Source organism: Vibrio sp. 1F279 (genome assembly GCF_041439815.1).
GTDB classification, from domain to species: Bacteria; Pseudomonadota; Gammaproteobacteria; order Enterobacterales; family Vibrionaceae; genus Vibrio; species Vibrio tasmaniensis_A.
Genome location: NZ_JBGOOU010000013.1, coordinates 13,992 through 31,238, shown reverse-complemented (window position 1 = coordinate 31,238; position 17,247 = coordinate 13,992). Strand labels below are relative to the sequence as shown.

13 protein-coding genes are annotated in these 17,247 nt (G+C 44.4%); 4 read left to right on the top strand and 9 right to left on the bottom strand.

The features are described 5' to 3' along the window. Positions 1–280 precede the first annotated feature (280 nt). Complete coding sequence (locus ACED60_RS11500) at positions 281–2,047, bottom strand: alpha-amylase family protein (protein ID WP_371727554.1); 1,767 nt, start codon at positions 2,045–2,047, stop codon at positions 281–283. Positions 2,048–2,303: 256 nt separating this feature from the next. Continuing rightward, positions 2,304–6,017 carry a pullulanase-type alpha-1,6-glucosidase gene (gene pulA, locus ACED60_RS11495; RefSeq protein ID WP_371727553.1) on the bottom strand — a complete coding sequence of 1,238 codons (3,714 nt, stop codon included), beginning with the start codon at positions 6,015–6,017 and terminating at the stop codon, positions 2,304–2,306. Between the two features lie 377 nt (positions 6,018–6,394). Here pulA and ACED60_RS11490 point away from each other — a divergent pair, with 377 nt between their 5' ends. Further along, positions 6,395–6,784: a DUF1294 domain-containing protein gene (locus ACED60_RS11490; protein ID WP_017101556.1), complete on the top strand. Its 390-nt coding sequence runs from the start codon at positions 6,395–6,397 to the stop codon at positions 6,782–6,784. A gap of 54 nt (positions 6,785–6,838) precedes the next feature. On the opposite strand, the gene ACED60_RS11485 is transcribed toward ACED60_RS11490, so the two are convergent. Beyond that, a complete protein-coding gene (locus ACED60_RS11485; protein WP_009845853.1) occupies positions 6,839–7,423 on the bottom strand; it encodes a LysE family translocator in 585 nt (194 codons plus the stop codon). Between the two features lie 141 nt (positions 7,424–7,564). Between ACED60_RS11485 and ACED60_RS11480 the strand changes: the two genes are divergently transcribed. The 3 genes from ACED60_RS11480 (at position 7,565) to ACED60_RS11470 (ending at position 10,537) form a co-directional block, all read left to right on the top strand. Then, positions 7,565–8,005: an Lrp/AsnC family transcriptional regulator gene (locus ACED60_RS11480; protein ID WP_009845852.1), complete on the top strand. Its 441-nt coding sequence runs from the start codon at positions 7,565–7,567 to the stop codon at positions 8,003–8,005. 26 nt (positions 8,006–8,031) lie between these two features. After that, entirely contained in the window at positions 8,032–8,961 is a 930-nt protein-coding gene (locus ACED60_RS11475) for a LysR family transcriptional regulator (protein WP_017101554.1), read from the top strand. A 325-nt stretch (positions 8,962–9,286) separates the two neighbouring features. Then, on the top strand, positions 9,287–10,537 hold the full coding sequence (locus ACED60_RS11470) for a tetratricopeptide repeat protein (RefSeq protein ID WP_371727611.1): 1,251 nt from the start codon (positions 9,287–9,289) through the stop codon (positions 10,535–10,537). 283 nt (positions 10,538–10,820) lie between these two features. Here ACED60_RS11470 and sstT read toward each other — a convergent pair whose 3' ends face one another. From sstT to ACED60_RS11440, 6 genes are all read right to left on the bottom strand, one after another. Next, positions 10,821–12,038 carry a serine/threonine transporter SstT gene (gene sstT / locus ACED60_RS11465; RefSeq protein WP_009845849.1) on the bottom strand — a complete coding sequence of 406 codons (1,218 nt, stop codon included), beginning with the start codon at positions 12,036–12,038 and terminating at the stop codon, positions 10,821–10,823. 448 nt (positions 12,039–12,486) lie between these two features. After that, complete coding sequence (gene rsgA, locus ACED60_RS11460; RefSeq protein ID WP_371727552.1) at positions 12,487–13,551, bottom strand: ribosome small subunit-dependent GTPase A; 1,065 nt, start codon at positions 13,549–13,551, stop codon at positions 12,487–12,489. Positions 13,552–14,053: 502 nt separating this feature from the next. After that, positions 14,054–14,512 carry a copper chaperone PCu(A)C gene (locus ACED60_RS11455; protein ID WP_009845847.1) on the bottom strand — a complete coding sequence of 153 codons (459 nt, stop codon included), beginning with the start codon at positions 14,510–14,512 and terminating at the stop codon, positions 14,054–14,056. Between the two features lie 114 nt (positions 14,513–14,626). Then, the gene (locus ACED60_RS11450; protein WP_371727551.1) at positions 14,627–15,223 is read right to left on the bottom strand and encodes an SCO family protein; all 597 of its coding nucleotides are present in this window, start codon (positions 15,221–15,223) and stop codon (positions 14,627–14,629) included. Continuing rightward, complete coding sequence (locus tag ACED60_RS11445) at positions 15,220–15,660, bottom strand: hypothetical protein (RefSeq protein WP_009845845.1); 441 nt, start codon at positions 15,658–15,660, stop codon at positions 15,220–15,222. The genes ACED60_RS11450 and ACED60_RS11445 overlap by 4 nt, the downstream gene beginning before the upstream one ends. Positions 15,661–15,863: 203 nt before the next feature. Next, positions 15,864–16,784, bottom strand: coding sequence for a DUF368 domain-containing protein (locus ACED60_RS11440; RefSeq protein ID WP_371727550.1), 921 nt, complete (start codon positions 16,782–16,784; stop codon positions 15,864–15,866). Between the last annotated feature and the right edge of the window lie 463 nt (positions 16,785–17,247).

The following is a 17,247-nucleotide window of genomic DNA, read 5'->3' as shown; positions in this document are numbered from 1 at the left end:
TGTTTAAACATACTCGACAAACTAAAACCATAATGGGTTATTTGTATTAATGCTTGTCTGTAAACGTATAGACATCAGCCAAAGTAAGTCAAATGAGTACGCGAAAAATTGAGATACTGGATTGCCTCAGAACACAGTGGAAAACCAAGTTACAGCCACCCGCCATAGCTGCTTAGAACGTGCTTTGAAAACCAACGACCGTTTGAATTTTACTTATCCGAAGACGACGTTAAGTACCGTATTTAACGCCGTCATTGCCAGTTACTTTTAGAATGGTCGGTTAGAGGGTTAACACCCAAGCGAAAGTGGCTAGGGGGGTTAATTCTGCACTCAAGTAACCGACACCATTTTCCACATACAGCGTCTGTTGTTGCACGCCTTCAATATGTTCTTTGAGCGTATAGCTTCCGTCAGCAATGCCTAGTTTATGAATAACCTCTGCCGTCACCTTCAACTGGATGTGATCCGTTTTGCTTTGGCTGAAGTTAGCCGCGGCGATAACCAGTTCCTGATTGTCAAAACGCAAGAAAGCATAAACTGAATCACTTAGCTGATTGGATTGGTGTAAATCTTGGTACGCTCCAGTCATCGATGAATGGTTCAGTGAAAACGTCATCACTTGTTGGTAGAAGAGTCTGAGCTGCTTTTCATCATCCTTGAGCTGCCCACCATCGAACTTTCCTCCGTTCATCCATTTTTGATGTTGAGGAACACCGATGTAGTCAAATATAGACGTGCGAGAGGGTTGCCCAAAACCTGCGTTCTCCGCACCCGGTTCGCCGACTTCTTGCCCGAAGTAAATCATGGTGGGAGAGCTACTTAATAGCGCACTGACTAACATGGCTGGTTTGGCGATGTGTGGGTTACCAACAAACTCAGGAGACGCGACACGCTGCTCATCGTGGTTGTCCAAGAAGTGCATCATGTGGTGTTCGATATCCATCATTCGATGCTGGATCTCAGGGATGATTGCCGTTGAAGCCTTACCTTGCATGACTGCTTTTAGGCCGTCGTAAAGATCAACTTTGTCATACAGGTAGTCCATTTTACCCAAGCGAATGTAATCACGATAAAGATCCGGTTGATAAACTTCCGCCATTAAAAAGGCGTCTTGATTCTTTACTTTTATTGATGAATTGAGATAGCTCCAGAATTCGACCGGTACCATTTCTGCCATATCGTAGCGAAACCCATCGACGCCTTTTTCTAACCAATATAAGGCGATGTCTCGAAACTTAATCCATGAATCCGGCACATCAACGTGCTGCCAGAAATGGTAGTGGGCGAGGTGATCACGCATCGCGTAATCGTCCGGTAGTTCAGGGAAGTCTTTTGAACCGTCTGGTCGCACGCCATAGTTAATTTTTACGGTTTCATACCAATCGTCGAAGTTGGGTTTGCTCAAGCGCGATCCGTTTCCTGTCCATTTGGCTGGGGATTCAAGAAACGGTGAGGCTAAATTCGGGTGTTGTTCGCCACCAAGAGGAATGAACGCAGGGTCGATCTCGGGCAGTTCAAATGTGCTGTCAGGAATGTAATAGAAGTTATTGTTGCGATGATACTCAACAGTCGTGTCATCTTGATCGGCAAAGTCACGTACGCCTTCTGGGTTATTCAAGCCTTGGTAATTACGGGCAATGTGGTTAGGGACGATATCAATGATGACTTTCAAACCATTGTCATGGCTTCTTTTGATCAAGGCTTCGAATTCCTGTAAACGCTGCGCTGGATTGTCAGCAAGATCTGGGTTTACGGAGTAGTAATCTTTGACGGCATAAGGTGAGCCAGCCCGTCCTTTTACAACGCTTGGATGATCGTCTGAGATGCCGATGTGCTTGTAGTCGTTGATCACAGCATGATGTGGTACTCCGGTGTACCAAATATGAGTGATGCCGATTTCTCTAATTTCTGTCAGCGCTTTATTGGTGAAGTCACTGAACTTGCCCACGCCATTTTGTTCAATGGTTCCCCAAGGTGTGTTCTGTGTATTCTGATTGCCGAACAAACGGGTAAAAACTTGATAGATTGAATGTTTCTTGTTGTACATACTTATATTCCATCTCGAGAAGTGGAGCTGTAGGGCTTTGTCGTTGAAGCTGTGGTAGACGTTATATTTGATATAGAAGTTATCGTTAGGAGGCTAGCTTAATCAGAATGCGGCTTTATCCTCCTTGGGTAAGAAAATCGGGGCGTAGTTGCTGTGGTATGTGAGCGGCTGCTCAAAAAAAGGGGAGGTTAATACCTCCCCTCGCTCTTCCCCAAAAAAAACAGGCTCGTCTGTGATGATTATGTGAATATGAAGCTTATTGTTTCGTCACAGATACCACGGCTTTTTCTGCGCTGTCATTGAGTTGATGAATCGCATTCAGTGTGAATGTGTAGTTGCCCGCTTCGGTTATATTCAACTTACAGTCGCCTTCGCTGCCAATGTTGATCGAGCCCTGAGCTAAGTCGACGGAGTGACAGCCAATATCCAAGATACCCCAAGTAGAGCCACCAAACTTGAAGCCGTACTCACCCGCAGCCAAAGCACCAGTGACAGAGTAAACGCCGTTACCAACGAAGTTCATCGCCCATGCGTCCGTCGGGTTCCAACCGTTCATTGCACCACGTACATAGACGGTCGTTTTGCCATATGGCGGAATCTTAGATACGTCCTTTTGTGAGTTATCAACCGATAACCCAGCACCTTGTGATGCGCCTTGAGTTTGCACAAACACTGCGGTGGTTAATGGCGGTACGGTGAAAGTCTCAGCGGAAAAGGTGGCGCCTTTCACGATGTTATCGGCAGAGTTCTTCTGAATAGTATGGAGTGTAAAGCCCGTCGCTCCCGTGATCTTGAATGATTGAGATTTACTCGTTGAGTTTACAACAACCACAATCGCATCAGCGGTTGGATCTAGGTCTTTGCCTGTGGAGATTCCGTCATCAATAGACATCACGATCAGGCCTTCGATTTGATCTTTGCCCACATTGCGGAAGTCGACACGCTTCATGACTTCTTCTGCTGTGTCTAAGCGGAACAGTTCACTTGAGCTGCGGATTTTTAACAACTCTAGGAATTGCTGCTTGGTGAGGTCAATATCCTCTTTTGCAGGCTTGGCTGTGCTGTCGGCAATGATGGTTTTGATGAGTTCCCAATTGGCACCATCTTTGTCTTCACGAGGTAAGCCAACATTCCAGTTATTGCCAGTACCATCAAACATCACACGGTTGTACCAATCGCCAGAGTCGTAAGAATCACGCTGCATCGATTTAGAACGCAACAGTTCAGAACCCATGTGTATGAACGGGATGCCTTGACCCAACATGACGGTCGAGAGCGATACCGACTGCATACGAGCACGTTCTGCAGAGCTTGTACCTTCGGCGATTTTGTAAGCGTTGTTATCCCAAAGAGTTTGGTTATCGTGCTTGGAAACGTAAGAGATGTTCTCTGATGGCATTTTGGTGTAGCCGGCAGGTGCGCCATTGTAGTCGACGTTTTTGCCCAGTTTGGTATCACCTTTGTAATCCAGTAATACGTATTCGGCTAAGTTCCCCGCCATGCCTAAGCGCACAAGATCTTGGTTGTGTAAACGACCGTTGACTGAGTCTTGATCAACCTTGGTTTCTTCGTTGGCAAACGCGGCGTTACCGAAGCCTTGGTTAAAACGAAGTGGGTGCTTACCTTCAGAATCGACACCGCCATCAAATGGGCTACCGCCTCGCACTGCATCACGCAAACGGTCAGAGAAGGTGCCAATTTCGGTACCTGCCATATTGATCTGGTTGGCTTGTTCGAAGCGAGCGTTGTTTGCTACTTCGCCAAAGTCCCAACCTTCGCCATAGAACAGGGTATTTGGGTCGATCTTGCGCACTTCTTTCAATGCTTCAACCATTACGCTTTTTGGCTGGTGGCCCATTAAGTCAAAACGAAAACCATCAACCTTATAGTCGTCAGCCCATACCTTGAGTGAGTCGACCATCAACTTACCCATCATTAGGTTTTCAGTTGCGGTGTTATCACAACACGTTGAGCTTTCCACGCCACCAGTGTTCACATTCAGGCGGTGATAATACCCAGGGACGATCTTATCCAGTACGGACTTATCGTTCACGCCAGACGCATTGGTATGGTTATAAACCACGTCCATGATCAGTTTAAGATCCATTTCGTGCGCAGCTTTAACCATTTGACGGAATTCTAGAATACGTTTTGAACCGTTAGGATCTGTCGCGTAACTTCCCTCTGGAACGGTGTAATGAAATGGGTCGTAGCCCCAGTTGAAACTATCTAGCATACGCAGATCGTTCATTAGAGCTTGGGCATCGCCTGTTGAAGAGTTATAGCTGTTGAGTACGGTTTCGATGGTTTTGTTTTCATCTTCGGTGCCACATAAAGTAGCCGTTGGCTTTACGTCACAGAGTTTGCCGACGGTGTCGGTGATATCTACGCGGCTCGCGTCATCTTCATTGATGGTAGCGATATCGAATGCAGGTAAGATATGAAGCGTAGTTAAACCGGCATCTTTCAGAGCTTTCAAGTGTTTTACTGACTCACGATCGGCTTCTGTTAGCGCTAGGTACTTGCCGTTTAAGCTTGCTGTACCTAACTTATCACTGAAGCTAAAGTCACGAAGGTGTGATTCGTACAGTACGTGGTCTTCGTCTTTCTTCACCGTTGGGCGCTTATACCCAGCCCAACCTTGTGGCATCAGCGCTGCTTCATCAAGGTCAATCACTTGTGAGTATGCTGAATTCTTCGACAAGCCGAGTGAGTATGGGTCGGTCACAAGGCGAGTTTCGATATTACCAGTGGTTGGGTGATAAACCTTCACTTGGTAACGGTAATAACTATTCACGGCGTTAGAAATTGAATCCGTTGCCCAAATGCCTGTTTCCAAGCTTTCCGTCATTGGGATCACTTTTGAACTTTGTCGGTCTTCGCTGTAGAGGACGAGTTCAACATCTTGCGCAGTAGGAGCCCAAAGTTTGAAGGTCGTCGTGCTGCCTTCCACAATCGCCCCCAGTGTTTCTCCGATTGCGTTACCGGCCTGTTCGTTGGCAAATACAGCATCAAGTACGCCGGGCTTTTGAACTTCAGTTGATGAGATAATGTCGTCATTCGCATTATACGCAACAACAATGATCTGAGATTTCAAGATGGTGCGCAGCGTGCTGGCGTCAACATCAATTGATAAAGCGGGTAGGCTTGCTAGATGACGGAAGCGTTCTTTTAATGCAGAGGATAGCTTGCCATCTTTTTTGAGTTCAACGGCCTGCCCACCGACGATCGCCTTATCATCGTTTATCGTGATGCTGTTATCGAGTGCGTAGAACAACTTGAGAGAATCGGCACCGTCTGCAGCTTCCCAAGCGATTGTGTTTGAGTCCAACCAATGTGCCTTCTGGCCATCAATCTTAACTGGGCGTTCTGAAATCGGTTCGTAGTACAGCGCGCTGCTGCCATGGAAACCGAATACAGATTGAGATTGACTCAGTTTGGTGAGATCAATTTTCGAGTTGGCGCTGCCAAACGCCTTATCGCCGCCATTATGCAAGATGAAGTTGATGCACTTATGAGGGTCGGATGCATCTGGGTCGACTTTCAACACGTAGTAGGCGCCATAGGTATCATTGATGCCTTTGAATTCATAAGGTACATCCCAGTCAGTCCCATTGTTACCTAATCCCATGCCGACTAAGTCAGTGCTCGTACAACCTTCACCATTCCAAAGGTGAAGCCCCCAGCCGTCGTAGGTCGAGCCAGAAGCGCGAGCCGCTGCAACATCACGTTTGTAATAAATAACAACTTCGTTTTCAGCGGCTTTATATAGACTATTGCTGTCAGAGTTTGTTTTGTTAGTGTCGTTTCCACAGCCTGCTACCAAGGTCGCGGTGACGATAGGCAATATCGCCTTGGCTAAAGCTGAACGTTTGAAGCTGTTTGTTTGCGCAATATTGAAGCTCTTTGTTTTTGCAATCTTCAAGGCACTTTGTAGAATCTCGTGTTTATTGGTATTTATTTCGTTCACGTTTTGATATCCATATTTTTTACGAAGATGAATATCCTAGGCTTAACGATGCTCCACTATTTGTGACGCTTATGTATTAAGTTATTTTTAATCCGTAAAAATAGGAAACCTAGTGTCGATATCACGGATTGTGGTGGTTAACGCGCTTTTTTATTGGTTCAATAGCTCATAAAATACAGTTGGTTAGCCATAGGCGTAGAAGATAGGAGTAGTCGCTAGGGGTGATAACTACGCCTTATTTATGTGAGCTTAGTGGCACTTCACTCGTAGGTTGTTTTTCCTATCAAAAAAAGTTTGTACTCATTCGCCTCAAATAGCCTTAGTGAGTCTTTAATGTGGAATGGTGACGCTATGTTGTTCATTATCCAAAGGAGTTGATGTTGTCTTCATCTATTCAAATCGCTATTACTTATCTGGTATTGGTAGCGGTATCTGCGTTGTTTTCAGAAAGTTCAAAAGCGCTCTTGGTGTGGTATTTAGTTATCGGAATAGTGACGTTTTTTGTGTACGCGAAGGACAAGAGAGCGGCAATCAATGGTAATTGGCGTGTACCAGAGAAAACTCTGCATATTTTTTCTGTTGCTGGTGGTTGGTTAGGGGCGTTAATTGCTCAAGATAAACTGCGTCATAAAACGCAGAAGCAACCATTTAGATTTGTATTTTTCGTGACGGTGTCACTTAATGTTGTGGCTTTTGTCTGGACGTTAACGCCGAGTGGGCAGGCGACATTTGGTCAATGGCTAAGCGAGATTATTAAGCTCTTTTAAAGAAACGGATGGTTAGCACCGGTGTACTAACCATCAATAGATAAAGTAAGTCGATTAGATCATCGGAATCGTCGATGCTAAAAGTAACCCTGCCATACCATAGTTGAAGCTTTTGATTCGAACGGGTGTTGTTAGCCAATGCTGGAGCTGTTTACCTGCCGCTGTCCAGAATGTCACAGAAGGCAAATTGGCTAATGTGAATATACTGGCGATGATCGCAAGCTCCCACCATGAACTGCCACTGCTATACACTGAAATTGCCGTCAGCGCCATTGACCAACCTTTCGGGTTCACCCACTGAAAACTTGCCGCGCCAATGAAGGTCATTGGTTTAAAAGCCTTAGTACTTTTCGCTTTACCGCTCAATGCTATCTTAATCGCAAGGTACACGAGGTAAGCAAGACTCAGGTATTTCAAGATTTGGTGAGAGACCGGATAGGCGTTAAAAATCCCCATTAAGCCGAAGCCAACCAATAGCAACATGGCTGCAAACCCCAGAGCAATGCCAAGCATGTGCGGAATGGTACGAGCAAAGCCAACATTGGCTCCTGATGTCATGAGCATGATGTTATTTGGACCTGGTGTGAAGGTCGAGACAAACGCAAACAAGGCAAGTGCGCTAAGTTGTTCTAAAGGCATTGTGATTCTCCAGCAGTAAAATGAACGAAGTGACTGACCGGTCATGACTTTCACGTGTTGAGAAACATAGTAGGTGGAAAGTGAGGCAATTATGTGCTTTTATTTCCTCAATTATCACTTAATGCACAATAATAAGTACTTATGGATAGATTTGACGAAAGGATATTGCAAGAGCTTAAATTGGACGGCAGAATCTCCAACATTGAGCTTTCAGAACGTATAGGATTGTCGGCTTCAGCGACCTTAAGGCGAGTACAGGATCTCGAGCGTAAAGGGATCATTCAAGGTTACCGCGCGGTTCTGGATAATGGCCTGATGGGCGTTGGCTTTATTGCTTATGTTTCGATTGGCTTGTCGAGCCACAGCAAAGCGGCTCAGCTAGAGTTTGAACAGCACGTCAGTATGGAAAAAGAGGTGGTGGAGTGCCACAACATTACTGGTGCCAACGAGTACTTGCTAAGGGTAGAAACAAAAGATCTACCGGGCTATAAGAAGTTTCATGCCGATGTGCTTGGGGAATGTGCTCAGGTGCAATCGATTACGACTATGGTTGTGATGGACACCCCCAAAGATGAACGTTAGTCGAGTTTTATTGTAGGAGAGGCGCAGTGCCAAATACTAATCAGTTGTTGTTGTTCTTAGATGTGGTTCAGCAAGGGTCGTTTACCAAAGCGGCAACCTTGCATGATATGGACAACTCATCACTCTCTAAACAAATAAAAAAACTCGAGCAAGATTTAGGTGTTCAGTTGCTCAACCGTTCTACGCGTTCGTTCTCGTTGACGTCGGCAGGGGAAGATATTCTCGCGCAAACCTATGTGCTGAAAGATACTATTAATCAGATCCAAGGCATTGCCGACTCGTACCAATCTGAGCCCAAAGGTGTGTTACGAATTACGTCGCCGATCTATTTTGGTCAGCAATACTTGCAACCTATTATTACTCAGTTCATGAAAAAGTATCCGGATGTTCAGATTGTGCTGTCACTAGACGACAAGATCGCGAATATTATTGCAGGGCAGTTTGATATCGCGTTTCGCTTCAGTAAGCTCGTTGAATCCAACTTGATTGCCAAGAAGATTGCCGACAGTAACTTCATGCTCGTTGCATCGAACGACTTTGTGAAAAAGCACGGTGAGCCAAAGACGCCACAAGATTTGCTCTCTTTACCTGCGGTTATCTATACCAATGGTGATATGACGGTTGATCATCTGCGTATCAGTGAAGAGCCGCATGGCAACACTTTCCAAAGCCTAACGATTCGCGGTAACTATAAGGTGAGTGATGTTCGCACCATGGTGTCTTGTGTGAAAGATGGTCTAGGTTATGGCTTCCTTGATCAATCAAACCTGTACGCCTCAATGAAAGAATTGGGCTTGGTTACGTTACTTCCAGATTATGCAATCTCGACGGTTGATACGGCTATTTATGCTGTGTACCCACACCGTAAGCAGACCAAGCTAGTTAAAGAATTCATCACTACGGTTCAAGACTATATTGGCTCTCCGACCATTTGGGAAAAGATGCAGCAAGGTTAGTTGGAAAGTCTAGGCCATAAGCTGATAGATAAGATAGATAAGATAGATAAGATAGATAAGATAGATAAGATAGATAAGTAACGCCCAAGACTTATAGAGAAAAAGCGAGCGGGATCACAGCATTAATGGAGTGCTGACGGATAGATACTCGTAGGCTTTTTATCATTATGTATTCCTGAGATACTGAACAAAATTCATTTTAGGGCGGAACGTTTTAATAACTGCGCTTTTCCCTGTCATTCAAACATACTGCTCGCTATAGGTTGATTGCTTTCCTGTGTAGGGTGCTATTAGCCGAGTTAGGACAAAATATTTTATGAGTACAATGGGAATCGCAATTGGTGCGACCGCTCTTTCGTTAATACTGATTGCTGTTTGGTTGGTCTCTTTGTCGCTAAGAAAAAAGCGCTTGGAACAAGAACGTAAAGCTCGCGCTGTCGCTTACCGAAAAGCGATTGAAAAAGCACGTATCCAAGAGCAAAAAGATCGTCAATTTAAGGCTGAAACAGGGCATGTGCCGTCGATTTTGTATTTGGCGAAAGAGGCCGAACGAGTCAATCTTAAGGAAGCTCTGTATTGGTACGATAAAGCTGCCCATTTAGACAATGTCAACGGCATGTACGGCATTGTGCGTCTGAGTATGAAGTGCAAAGAAGACCTAATTTTAAGAGAAAAGGCCAATTTTTGGCAGTTAGCGATATCAGCACTGGATAATGATCCGCTTGCAAAATTCGAGGTGGGTAAAGCACTCGTGTTTGGTCGCGGAGTTGAGAAAAACCTTCCGAAAGGCAGCGCCTATATTGAAGAGTCTGCAGCTAGTGGTAACACTGAAGCGATGCTTTTTATGGGGGATTGGTGCTTAGATAGAGAGAACCCAGATTATTCTCCAGAAAGCTCTTTCATGTGGTACAGAAAAGCGGCTGAAAAGAATAGCCTAGACGGAAAAATTAAATTGGGTATGAGCTATTTGAACGGTGTTGGTGTTGTCGCTAATCATCGTGAAGCGGTTTACTGGTTTGAAACGGCAGCTGAAAAAAACTGTGCAGAAGCGATGTTTAAAGCCGGTGAGGCGTGGATTGACCATGGTGAGCACGGCAATGCTATCGCGTATATCTGGTTATTCTTATCGGCTCATTTTGGCTATGCGGATGCGAGGTATTTGAGAGATAAAGTTGGTGGGGATCTTGGTGTTGATGCCGTTGTGGGGTTACAGGCTCTGACTAAGCCAATAATGACCAAGTTGACGCAAGAAGCAATCACCAAGCACTCTATCGTTAAAGCGCTCAACAAGCTCTACAAACGCGATATCCCAGTGCATAAGAAAGTGAAAGAAGCCTCTGACGAAGAGGGTGATGAGTTAGCTGTCGATAAGGCGGATTTGGATACTGAAGCCTCAAATGCTCAAGCTTCAAGTGCTCAAGGTTTAAATGGCAACAATCACCAACAGGCGGCTGAAAACCATGATGGTGACAAGGCAAGCGTAAATCGAGCATCACAAGATAAGCAAGCTAACTCTAATAGCGGTTCTTTGGACTTTAGCCAACCGGCAGTCGAGTCTAACTGGAAGAGCAATTAATAAACCGTGTTTATGAGTTATTACCTGTATTCTGTACATGACTGAAACGAGTAGTTCTACAATTTAAAAAATCCAACGATGTTATATGAGTGTAGATGTTATAACTGACTGCATTAAGCCGCTAAGTCATACGGTAGGTATTATTGACTGCGGCGGGTAAAGCACTCAAACAAAAAAAAGGGAAGCATCTGCTTCCCTTTTTGTTTATGTACGATTTGCTTTTTAGAGCTTAGAGCTTAGAGCTTAGAGCTTAGAACTGTTTAGGTTCAGAGCAGCTAAAGGCTTATTGCTCTTTGTTTTGCTCGGCTTTACATACAGCAGCAGTGAACACTACGTCAGTTGAGCTGTTGAGCGCTGTTTCAGCAGAATCTTGAATCACACCGATAATGAAACCAACCGCTACAACCTGCATCGCTACATCGTTTGAGATGCCGAATAGGCCACAAGCTAGCGGGATAAGCAGTAGTGAACCGCCAGCAACACCCGATGCGCCACATGCTGATACAGCAGCAACAAGGCTTAGTAGAATCGCAGTGAAGATATCAATCTCAATACCCATAGTGTGTACAGCAGCAAGCGTTAACACAGTGATGGTGATTGCAGCGCCTGCCATGTTGATCGTTGCGCCTAGAGGAATCGATACAGAGTAAGTATCTTCGTCTAGTTTTAGCTTCTTACAAAGGTTCATGTTCACTGGGATGTTTGCAGCGCTTGAACGAGTGAAGAATGCCGTTACACCAGATTCACGAATACATTGCAGTACGAGTGGGTATGGGTTTTGTTTTGTTTTAATAAATACAAGCAGTGGGTTAACTACAAGTGCGATGATCAGCATTGAGCTTAGTAGTACTGCTAGAAGTTGACCGTAGCTTGCCAGTGCATCGAAGCCTGTTGTTGCGAATGTTGCAGAAACAAGACCGAAGATACCGAATGGCGCAAGGCGAATAATGAAGCGAACAATGTGTGAAACACTGTGGCTTAGGTCTTCGAAAACCGCTTTGGTTGTTGCAGATGCGTGGTGCAGAGCAAGACCAAGACCGATTGCCCAAGCAAGAATACCGATGTAGTTCGCATTCATTAGTGCGCTAACTGGGTTGTCTACAAGCTTGAATAGAAGCGTATGAAGAACTTCTGCAATACCTTGAGGAGGGTTAGCTCCTTCAGCGCCAGCAACCAGTGTCAAAGTGGTTGGGAACATGAAGCTCAGTACTACAGCAGTCAGTGCAGCAGAGAACGTACCAATCAGGTAAAGCACAATGATTGGACGCATATGAGTATGCTGACCTTTCTTTTGGTTTGCGATAGAAGCTGCAACAAGAATGAATACTAAAATTGGGGCAACAGCTTTCAGAGCACCAACAAACAGGCTACCTAATAGGCCTGCATCTTGAGCTGCTGAAGGAGAAACCATGGCGAGAACGACACCGAAAACAATACCAGCAAGGATCTGTAGAACGAGATTTCCACGAGCGATGCGGGCGAGCATGTTGTGATTTTGCATAAAATACCTGCAATTGTTAATTTATTATAGTGATGTATCTTTTTATGAAGTTGTACCAAATCCAACTATACACTAGCGGAATTGGCGGTCATATTAGCGGGATCTAAGAGGGTGTCTAGGGATAGTTTACTTTTAGGGTTATTGTTTGCGCTATGTGGTGTTTTTAGAGCTAAATGTTAAATAAATGTATTTTGATTGAGCTATAAATCTGCTGATTCTCATTTGATAGATTCAAAACACTGCAAATGTAGAAATGTAAACGGCTATAGGAAAGAACATTGTGTGCATAAATAACCACACCATTATCAAATTGAAACAAAAAGCCCCACGTGATTAACACGATGGGGCTCATTGTCTTAATTTAAAGTTATCTTAAGTTAGGTTATCTTCAATACAGCTTATAGCTTATAGCTGTTAACCTTAAACCTTAAACCTTAAACCTTAAACGTTAGTCAGACGCTTTTTTAAGATTGCGGCCTTCTGATTGTACGGTTTTGTACATCTTGGAAAGCTGCTTATTGCTGGCGCGTTGTTCCGCTAACGAGGCGCCATTTCGGGCTTGTTCTCGCAATAACTTTCGATAGTTAGCAAATCGTCGCTCAGACAATTCTCCACTTTCAATCGCCTTGCGTATCTTGCAACCCGGTTCTGATTCATGATGACAATCAGAGAATCGGCAATGCATGGCTAACTCTTCCACATCAGAAAAGGTTTCACTCACGCCTTCAGCGCAGTCAGCAAGTTGTAGCTCTCGCATTCCTGGAGTATCGAGCAGTAAGCCGCCCGATGTTAGCAAGTGGAGCGATCGTGATGTGGTTGTGTGTCGGCCTTTGCTATCGTCTTCACGAATGCCACCTGTGGCTTGTTCAGCCTCACCAAGTAATGAGTTGACTAAGGTGGATTTACCCACACCGGATGAACCCATTAAAGCCACAGTCTTGCCCGTTTTACACCAAGGCGACAAGACTTGAGTTGAGTCTTGGTCTAGGCTATTCACCGCTTCGATCATCAGCATAGAATCTAAGCTTTGCACTTGTTGTACTTTGTCTTCGTAGTCATCACACAAGTCTTTCTTGGTGAGTACAATAATGGCTTCAACCTGTGCTTCATTGGCGAGCGCTAGGTAGCGTTCAATACGGCTTAGATTAAAGTCGTTATTTAACGAAACCACGATAAAAACCGTGTCGATGTTAGCTGAGATATATTGTTCGGCGACACGGCTACCTGCAGCTTTACGGCTGAAGAGTGATTGACGGTCTAATAAACGGCCGAATTGCAGTTCAGAGTTCAAGATTACCCAGTCGCCAACCGTCATTGCGGGTTGGTTTTGATGGATAGGGAGAACGATTTCGCCTTGTTCTGACGCTAGTGTATAGCCGCTGCGATGGTGCGCGGTAATACGAGCAATGACGGATTGGTCATAGTCTTCGAGTGTCAGTTGTTGTTGGAATACAGGTTGCCATCCAAGTTGTTGAAGTGACATTGGATTAGAAAATGCGTTTTGTGAATTCATGTCTATTTACCCAGACGTGCGAGCTTTCTTTTCTTATCAGTGCATTAAAGTCTTATGAGAGCATTAACTTCTTGTGAGATCTCAATTTGTTGATGAGATCAAAAGAGTTAATGAGACCAAAAAGAGTTGCTGAGATTAAAAGCGTCGAGCGTCAAAAATGTTTTGAGTTTGGGTCGAATTCAAATAGATAGGACCCCGGATTGAGTCATGCTTTACAGGCATGCAGGAATTGATCACTTACGATCAATAGTAAACCGGGTAAAAGTGTGCGGTCGTCAAAGAGTGACGATAAGTTGGTCGATCGGTATTTAAGTTGGATTAACCAAACAAGTTAACGCGTTACTTTTACTGCCAGTTTTAGTGTCTTCATTACAATCATCTTCTATTCTCCTTGGTTATTAATGTGGTCAGGCTTTGAATAAAAAGCGAGCTCAGTTTAGCAAAAAGCCACGATGGCGAGAAGTCATCGTGGCTTAAATTATTTCATCGGTTGTAAATCTGATTAATGATGATCGTGATTCATCTTTTTCATACCGCTCATCACTTTCTTCACTGGCGCATCAAAGGTCTGTGTTTCACCGTTTGCGAAGGTCAGTGTCATTTTGATTTGTTCACCTTCTTTTAGGCTGCTTTTCAAGTCAAACAACATGATGTGTAAGCTACCTGGTTTAAGTACTGCTTTACCATTTGCAGGGATGGTGATCGCTTGAACTTGACGCATCTTCATTACGTCGCCATCAACGATAACATCATGAAGTTCAACCTTTCCTGCTGCTGGTGTTGTTGCAGAAACAATAGCGCGATCTTTATCGCTATGGTTCATCAGAGTCGTGAATACCGCGCTGTTCACTGCTGAAGGCGGGGTTGCGCGCGCGTACGCGTCATGAACCATAATGTCGTTATTCGCTTGAGCAAGAGGAGTGAGCAATAAGCCTGCTAGAGCAAGTGCTTTTAACTTCATGTTGTTGTCCTTAATTTTTTGTTTGGGTCTGGGACCTGACTTTTTGTTCGAACTTTATTCGTTAAGTTCTTTATTTTTGTACACGTTGTTTCTCGTCGCTGATGACTTGGTACGTTAGCGCGTTAATGTGTCAATAGCTTCAACAATTGGCGCTGGCGTTAACGTATGCGGCACTTTGGTAATCAGCGTGCCATCGGGTTTTAAAAAATAGAAATATGAGCTGTGGTCTAGGGTGTATTCCAACTCTGAACCTTCAAGCTTGGTCTTTCTAAAAATAACACCGTAGTTGTGTGCAAGCGTTGTTGTCACATCTAACGGGCCACTTAATCCTTCCATCATTGGGTGGAAGTATTGTGCGTATTCGTATGAGGCTTCAGCGGCATCACGTTCTGGATCGAGAGAAACAAACATCGGGCGAATCTTGGCTTTTGCTTCATCAGAAATCTGGTTAAGTGCTCCGGTTAACATTGCTAGAGAAGTAGGGCACACATCTGGGCAACGTGTGAAACCAAAGTAAACGATACGAACTCTGTCATCGGTTTGGTCAAAGATTTCCGTTGGCTGGTTATCTTTGCCGAAAAGGGTTGTCGCGGAGAATTGTTGTTTTGCCGCGTGTTGTTTTTGAGCTTCGTTTTGCCCATCAAGATAACTTTTAACGCCAAAGCCAAGGACAAAAGCGACAACCAATGCTAACGACCAATTTCTACTCATCTTGCCATCCTTATTGCCGGATTTACAGTATCGACACCATCAGTGAGCTCACCGATCCATGTCATCTTGTCTAAAGTACATACAGGTAAAATTACATCACCTTCATAGGTATTATTGCCAATGTTTTTTAATTGAAAACGTGCCGAGCCCATTTCCATCTCTAAACCTGTAAGCGACAGCATTAATGTGTCAGAGGCTGCGCCTTCCCACACTACTTTGATTTTGGTGGGAGCCAGAGGTTGAGCCGTCTCGCGATCAAGTGTCATCGTAACTGTATTTTGCTCACACGATGTGGTGGAAAGCATGCAGTAATCATCTAAGTTAACCTCAGCAGAGGCTCGCTCCATCGCTGATTCAAATTGCTGAATTGCTTGCGGCCCATAAAAGCCTGCCACGAGAGCGATCCCAAGAGCAGCAACCTTTAATGCAGAGTGCATGTCGTGTTCTCATCTAATTTTATAAGAGCGGCGATGTTATCATACCCCTCAATATGTGCTTGTATCAAAAAGTAATTTTGTGCGTATGGTAGAACTAAAAAAGCGAAGCCATTGGCTTCGCTTTTGTCTGTGTCATAGGGGCGTGAGCTTAGTCTTTCTAAGCATTATCCGTTCTAAACGCTTTCCAGAAGTTGGCTGAATGATTAGTCAGCGTTGCGCTCTGCAAATTTCTCTAACCCAAGGACCAGAGCAATCGCTACAAGCATCATCAAAATAGCCATTACTAGCTGTGAAGGTTGAGAAGTGACGGCTTCAAAATCAAACGGTGACAAGTTTTCTTGAATCAGAGGAACTTGCTCACCTTTAGAGTTTGTACGCCAGCTGATCGTTTCTTTCCACGGCCAAATCTTCGGCAGTGTACCGCTCATCAAACCAGTCAAGAATACTAATGTGAAGTCGCGGAATGAGCGCAATAACCAAGAAAGTACGTGAGAGAAAGTCAGCAGGCCAATCACACAGCCACCAAGGAATAGTGCAAGTACATCAACCTGAAATTCTTTAACGGCACCAAGTACCGGGCCGTACATACCAATTAATAGCAGAATGAAGCTCCCTGAGATACCTGGCAAAATCATCGCACAGATTGCAATCGCACCTGCAATGAGAATATTGATACTGGTAGGTTCCATTTGCAGCGGCTTAAGCACGGTAATGCTGTAAGCGAAGGCGACACCAAGCAGCAAAAATACGAATCGAATCATATCGCGCTTTTCTACTTGTTTAAGAATATGGAAAACCGACACCAAGATAAGGCCAAAGAAGAAAGACCATAGTGGAACTGGGTGGGTGACTAATAACCAAGAAATCAGTTTTGCAAATGTCGCAATGCTCGTGAATACGCCTGCGAACAGTGAAATTAGGAAAAAACCATTGATGTGGCTAAACGCGGCTTTGAAACCTTCACGCTTCCATAGTCCAAGTACGCTAGGGTTAATTCTTCGAATGCTTTCTAGTAGCGTATCGTAGATACCAGTGATGAATGCGATGGTTCCGCCCGACACGCCAGGGACAACGTCGGCTGCGCCCATTGCCATGCCTTTGAAAAAAGTACTTAAGTAGTTCATTGCTTCATAGAGTTGAGAGTGATTTTGTGCAGTATACAAACTTTAGTGTCAAAAAAGTATGAATATGCCTTTGGCGAGGTGCTTTTATTACCTCTTTAATTGTAAGGCAATACGTTGATGTGAACATCTGCCTTACATTTAAAATACAACTGCTTGGTGTCTTATTATTATCGGCGGCAGTGAAACCTGTTTTCTATCGATATTGCATCTTGGTTGCATTATGCAAATGCACTTTGCAATTCGCATCATGAATTAGAGGTTTTTATGCGATGCAGGGCTTATAAAACGGCTGAATTAAAGTTGGCACGCTAACTGCATTATATACATTGACCCTTCTTAAGCCGAGGGTCACCTAGCCAACTGACGTTGTTAGTGAACTTATGATTTGTTCACAAATATATAGAGCCAATCGCGATTATTGCGGTTGGCTATTTTTTTGTCTGTCGTTTGGCTCTTTATGATC

Excerpts from the sequence above, each read along its gene's own strand:
- ACED60_RS11485 (WP_009845853.1), bottom strand. The coding sequence starts at position 7,423 with ATGCCTTTAGAACAACTTAGCGCACTTGCCTTGTTTGCGTTTGTCTCG.
- ACED60_RS11480 (WP_009845852.1), top strand. The coding sequence starts at position 7,565 with ATGGATAGATTTGACGAAAGGATATTGCAAGAGCTTAAATTGGACGGC.
- ACED60_RS11490 (WP_017101556.1), top strand. The coding sequence starts at position 6,395 with ATGTTGTCTTCATCTATTCAAATCGCTATTACTTATCTGGTATTGGTA.
- ACED60_RS11470 (WP_371727611.1), top strand. The coding sequence starts at position 9,287 with ATGGGAATCGCAATTGGTGCGACCGCTCTTTCGTTAATACTGATTGCT.
- ACED60_RS11500 (WP_371727554.1), bottom strand. The coding sequence starts at position 2,047 with ATGTACAACAAGAAACATTCAATCTATCAAGTTTTTACCCGTTTGTTC.
- ACED60_RS11450 (WP_371727551.1), bottom strand. The coding sequence starts at position 15,223 with ATGAGTAGAAATTGGTCGTTAGCATTGGTTGTCGCTTTTGTCCTTGGC.
- ACED60_RS11445 (WP_009845845.1), bottom strand. The coding sequence starts at position 15,660 with ATGCACTCTGCATTAAAGGTTGCTGCTCTTGGGATCGCTCTCGTGGCA.
- ACED60_RS11455 (WP_009845847.1), bottom strand. The coding sequence starts at position 14,512 with ATGAAGTTAAAAGCACTTGCTCTAGCAGGCTTATTGCTCACTCCTCTT.
- sstT (WP_009845849.1), bottom strand. The coding sequence starts at position 12,038 with ATGCAAAATCACAACATGCTCGCCCGCATCGCTCGTGGAAATCTCGTT.
- ACED60_RS11440 (WP_371727550.1), bottom strand. The coding sequence starts at position 16,784 with ATGAACTACTTAAGTACTTTTTTCAAAGGCATGGCAATGGGCGCAGCC.
- rsgA (WP_371727552.1), bottom strand. The coding sequence starts at position 13,551 with ATGAATTCACAAAACGCATTTTCTAATCCAATGTCACTTCAACAACTT.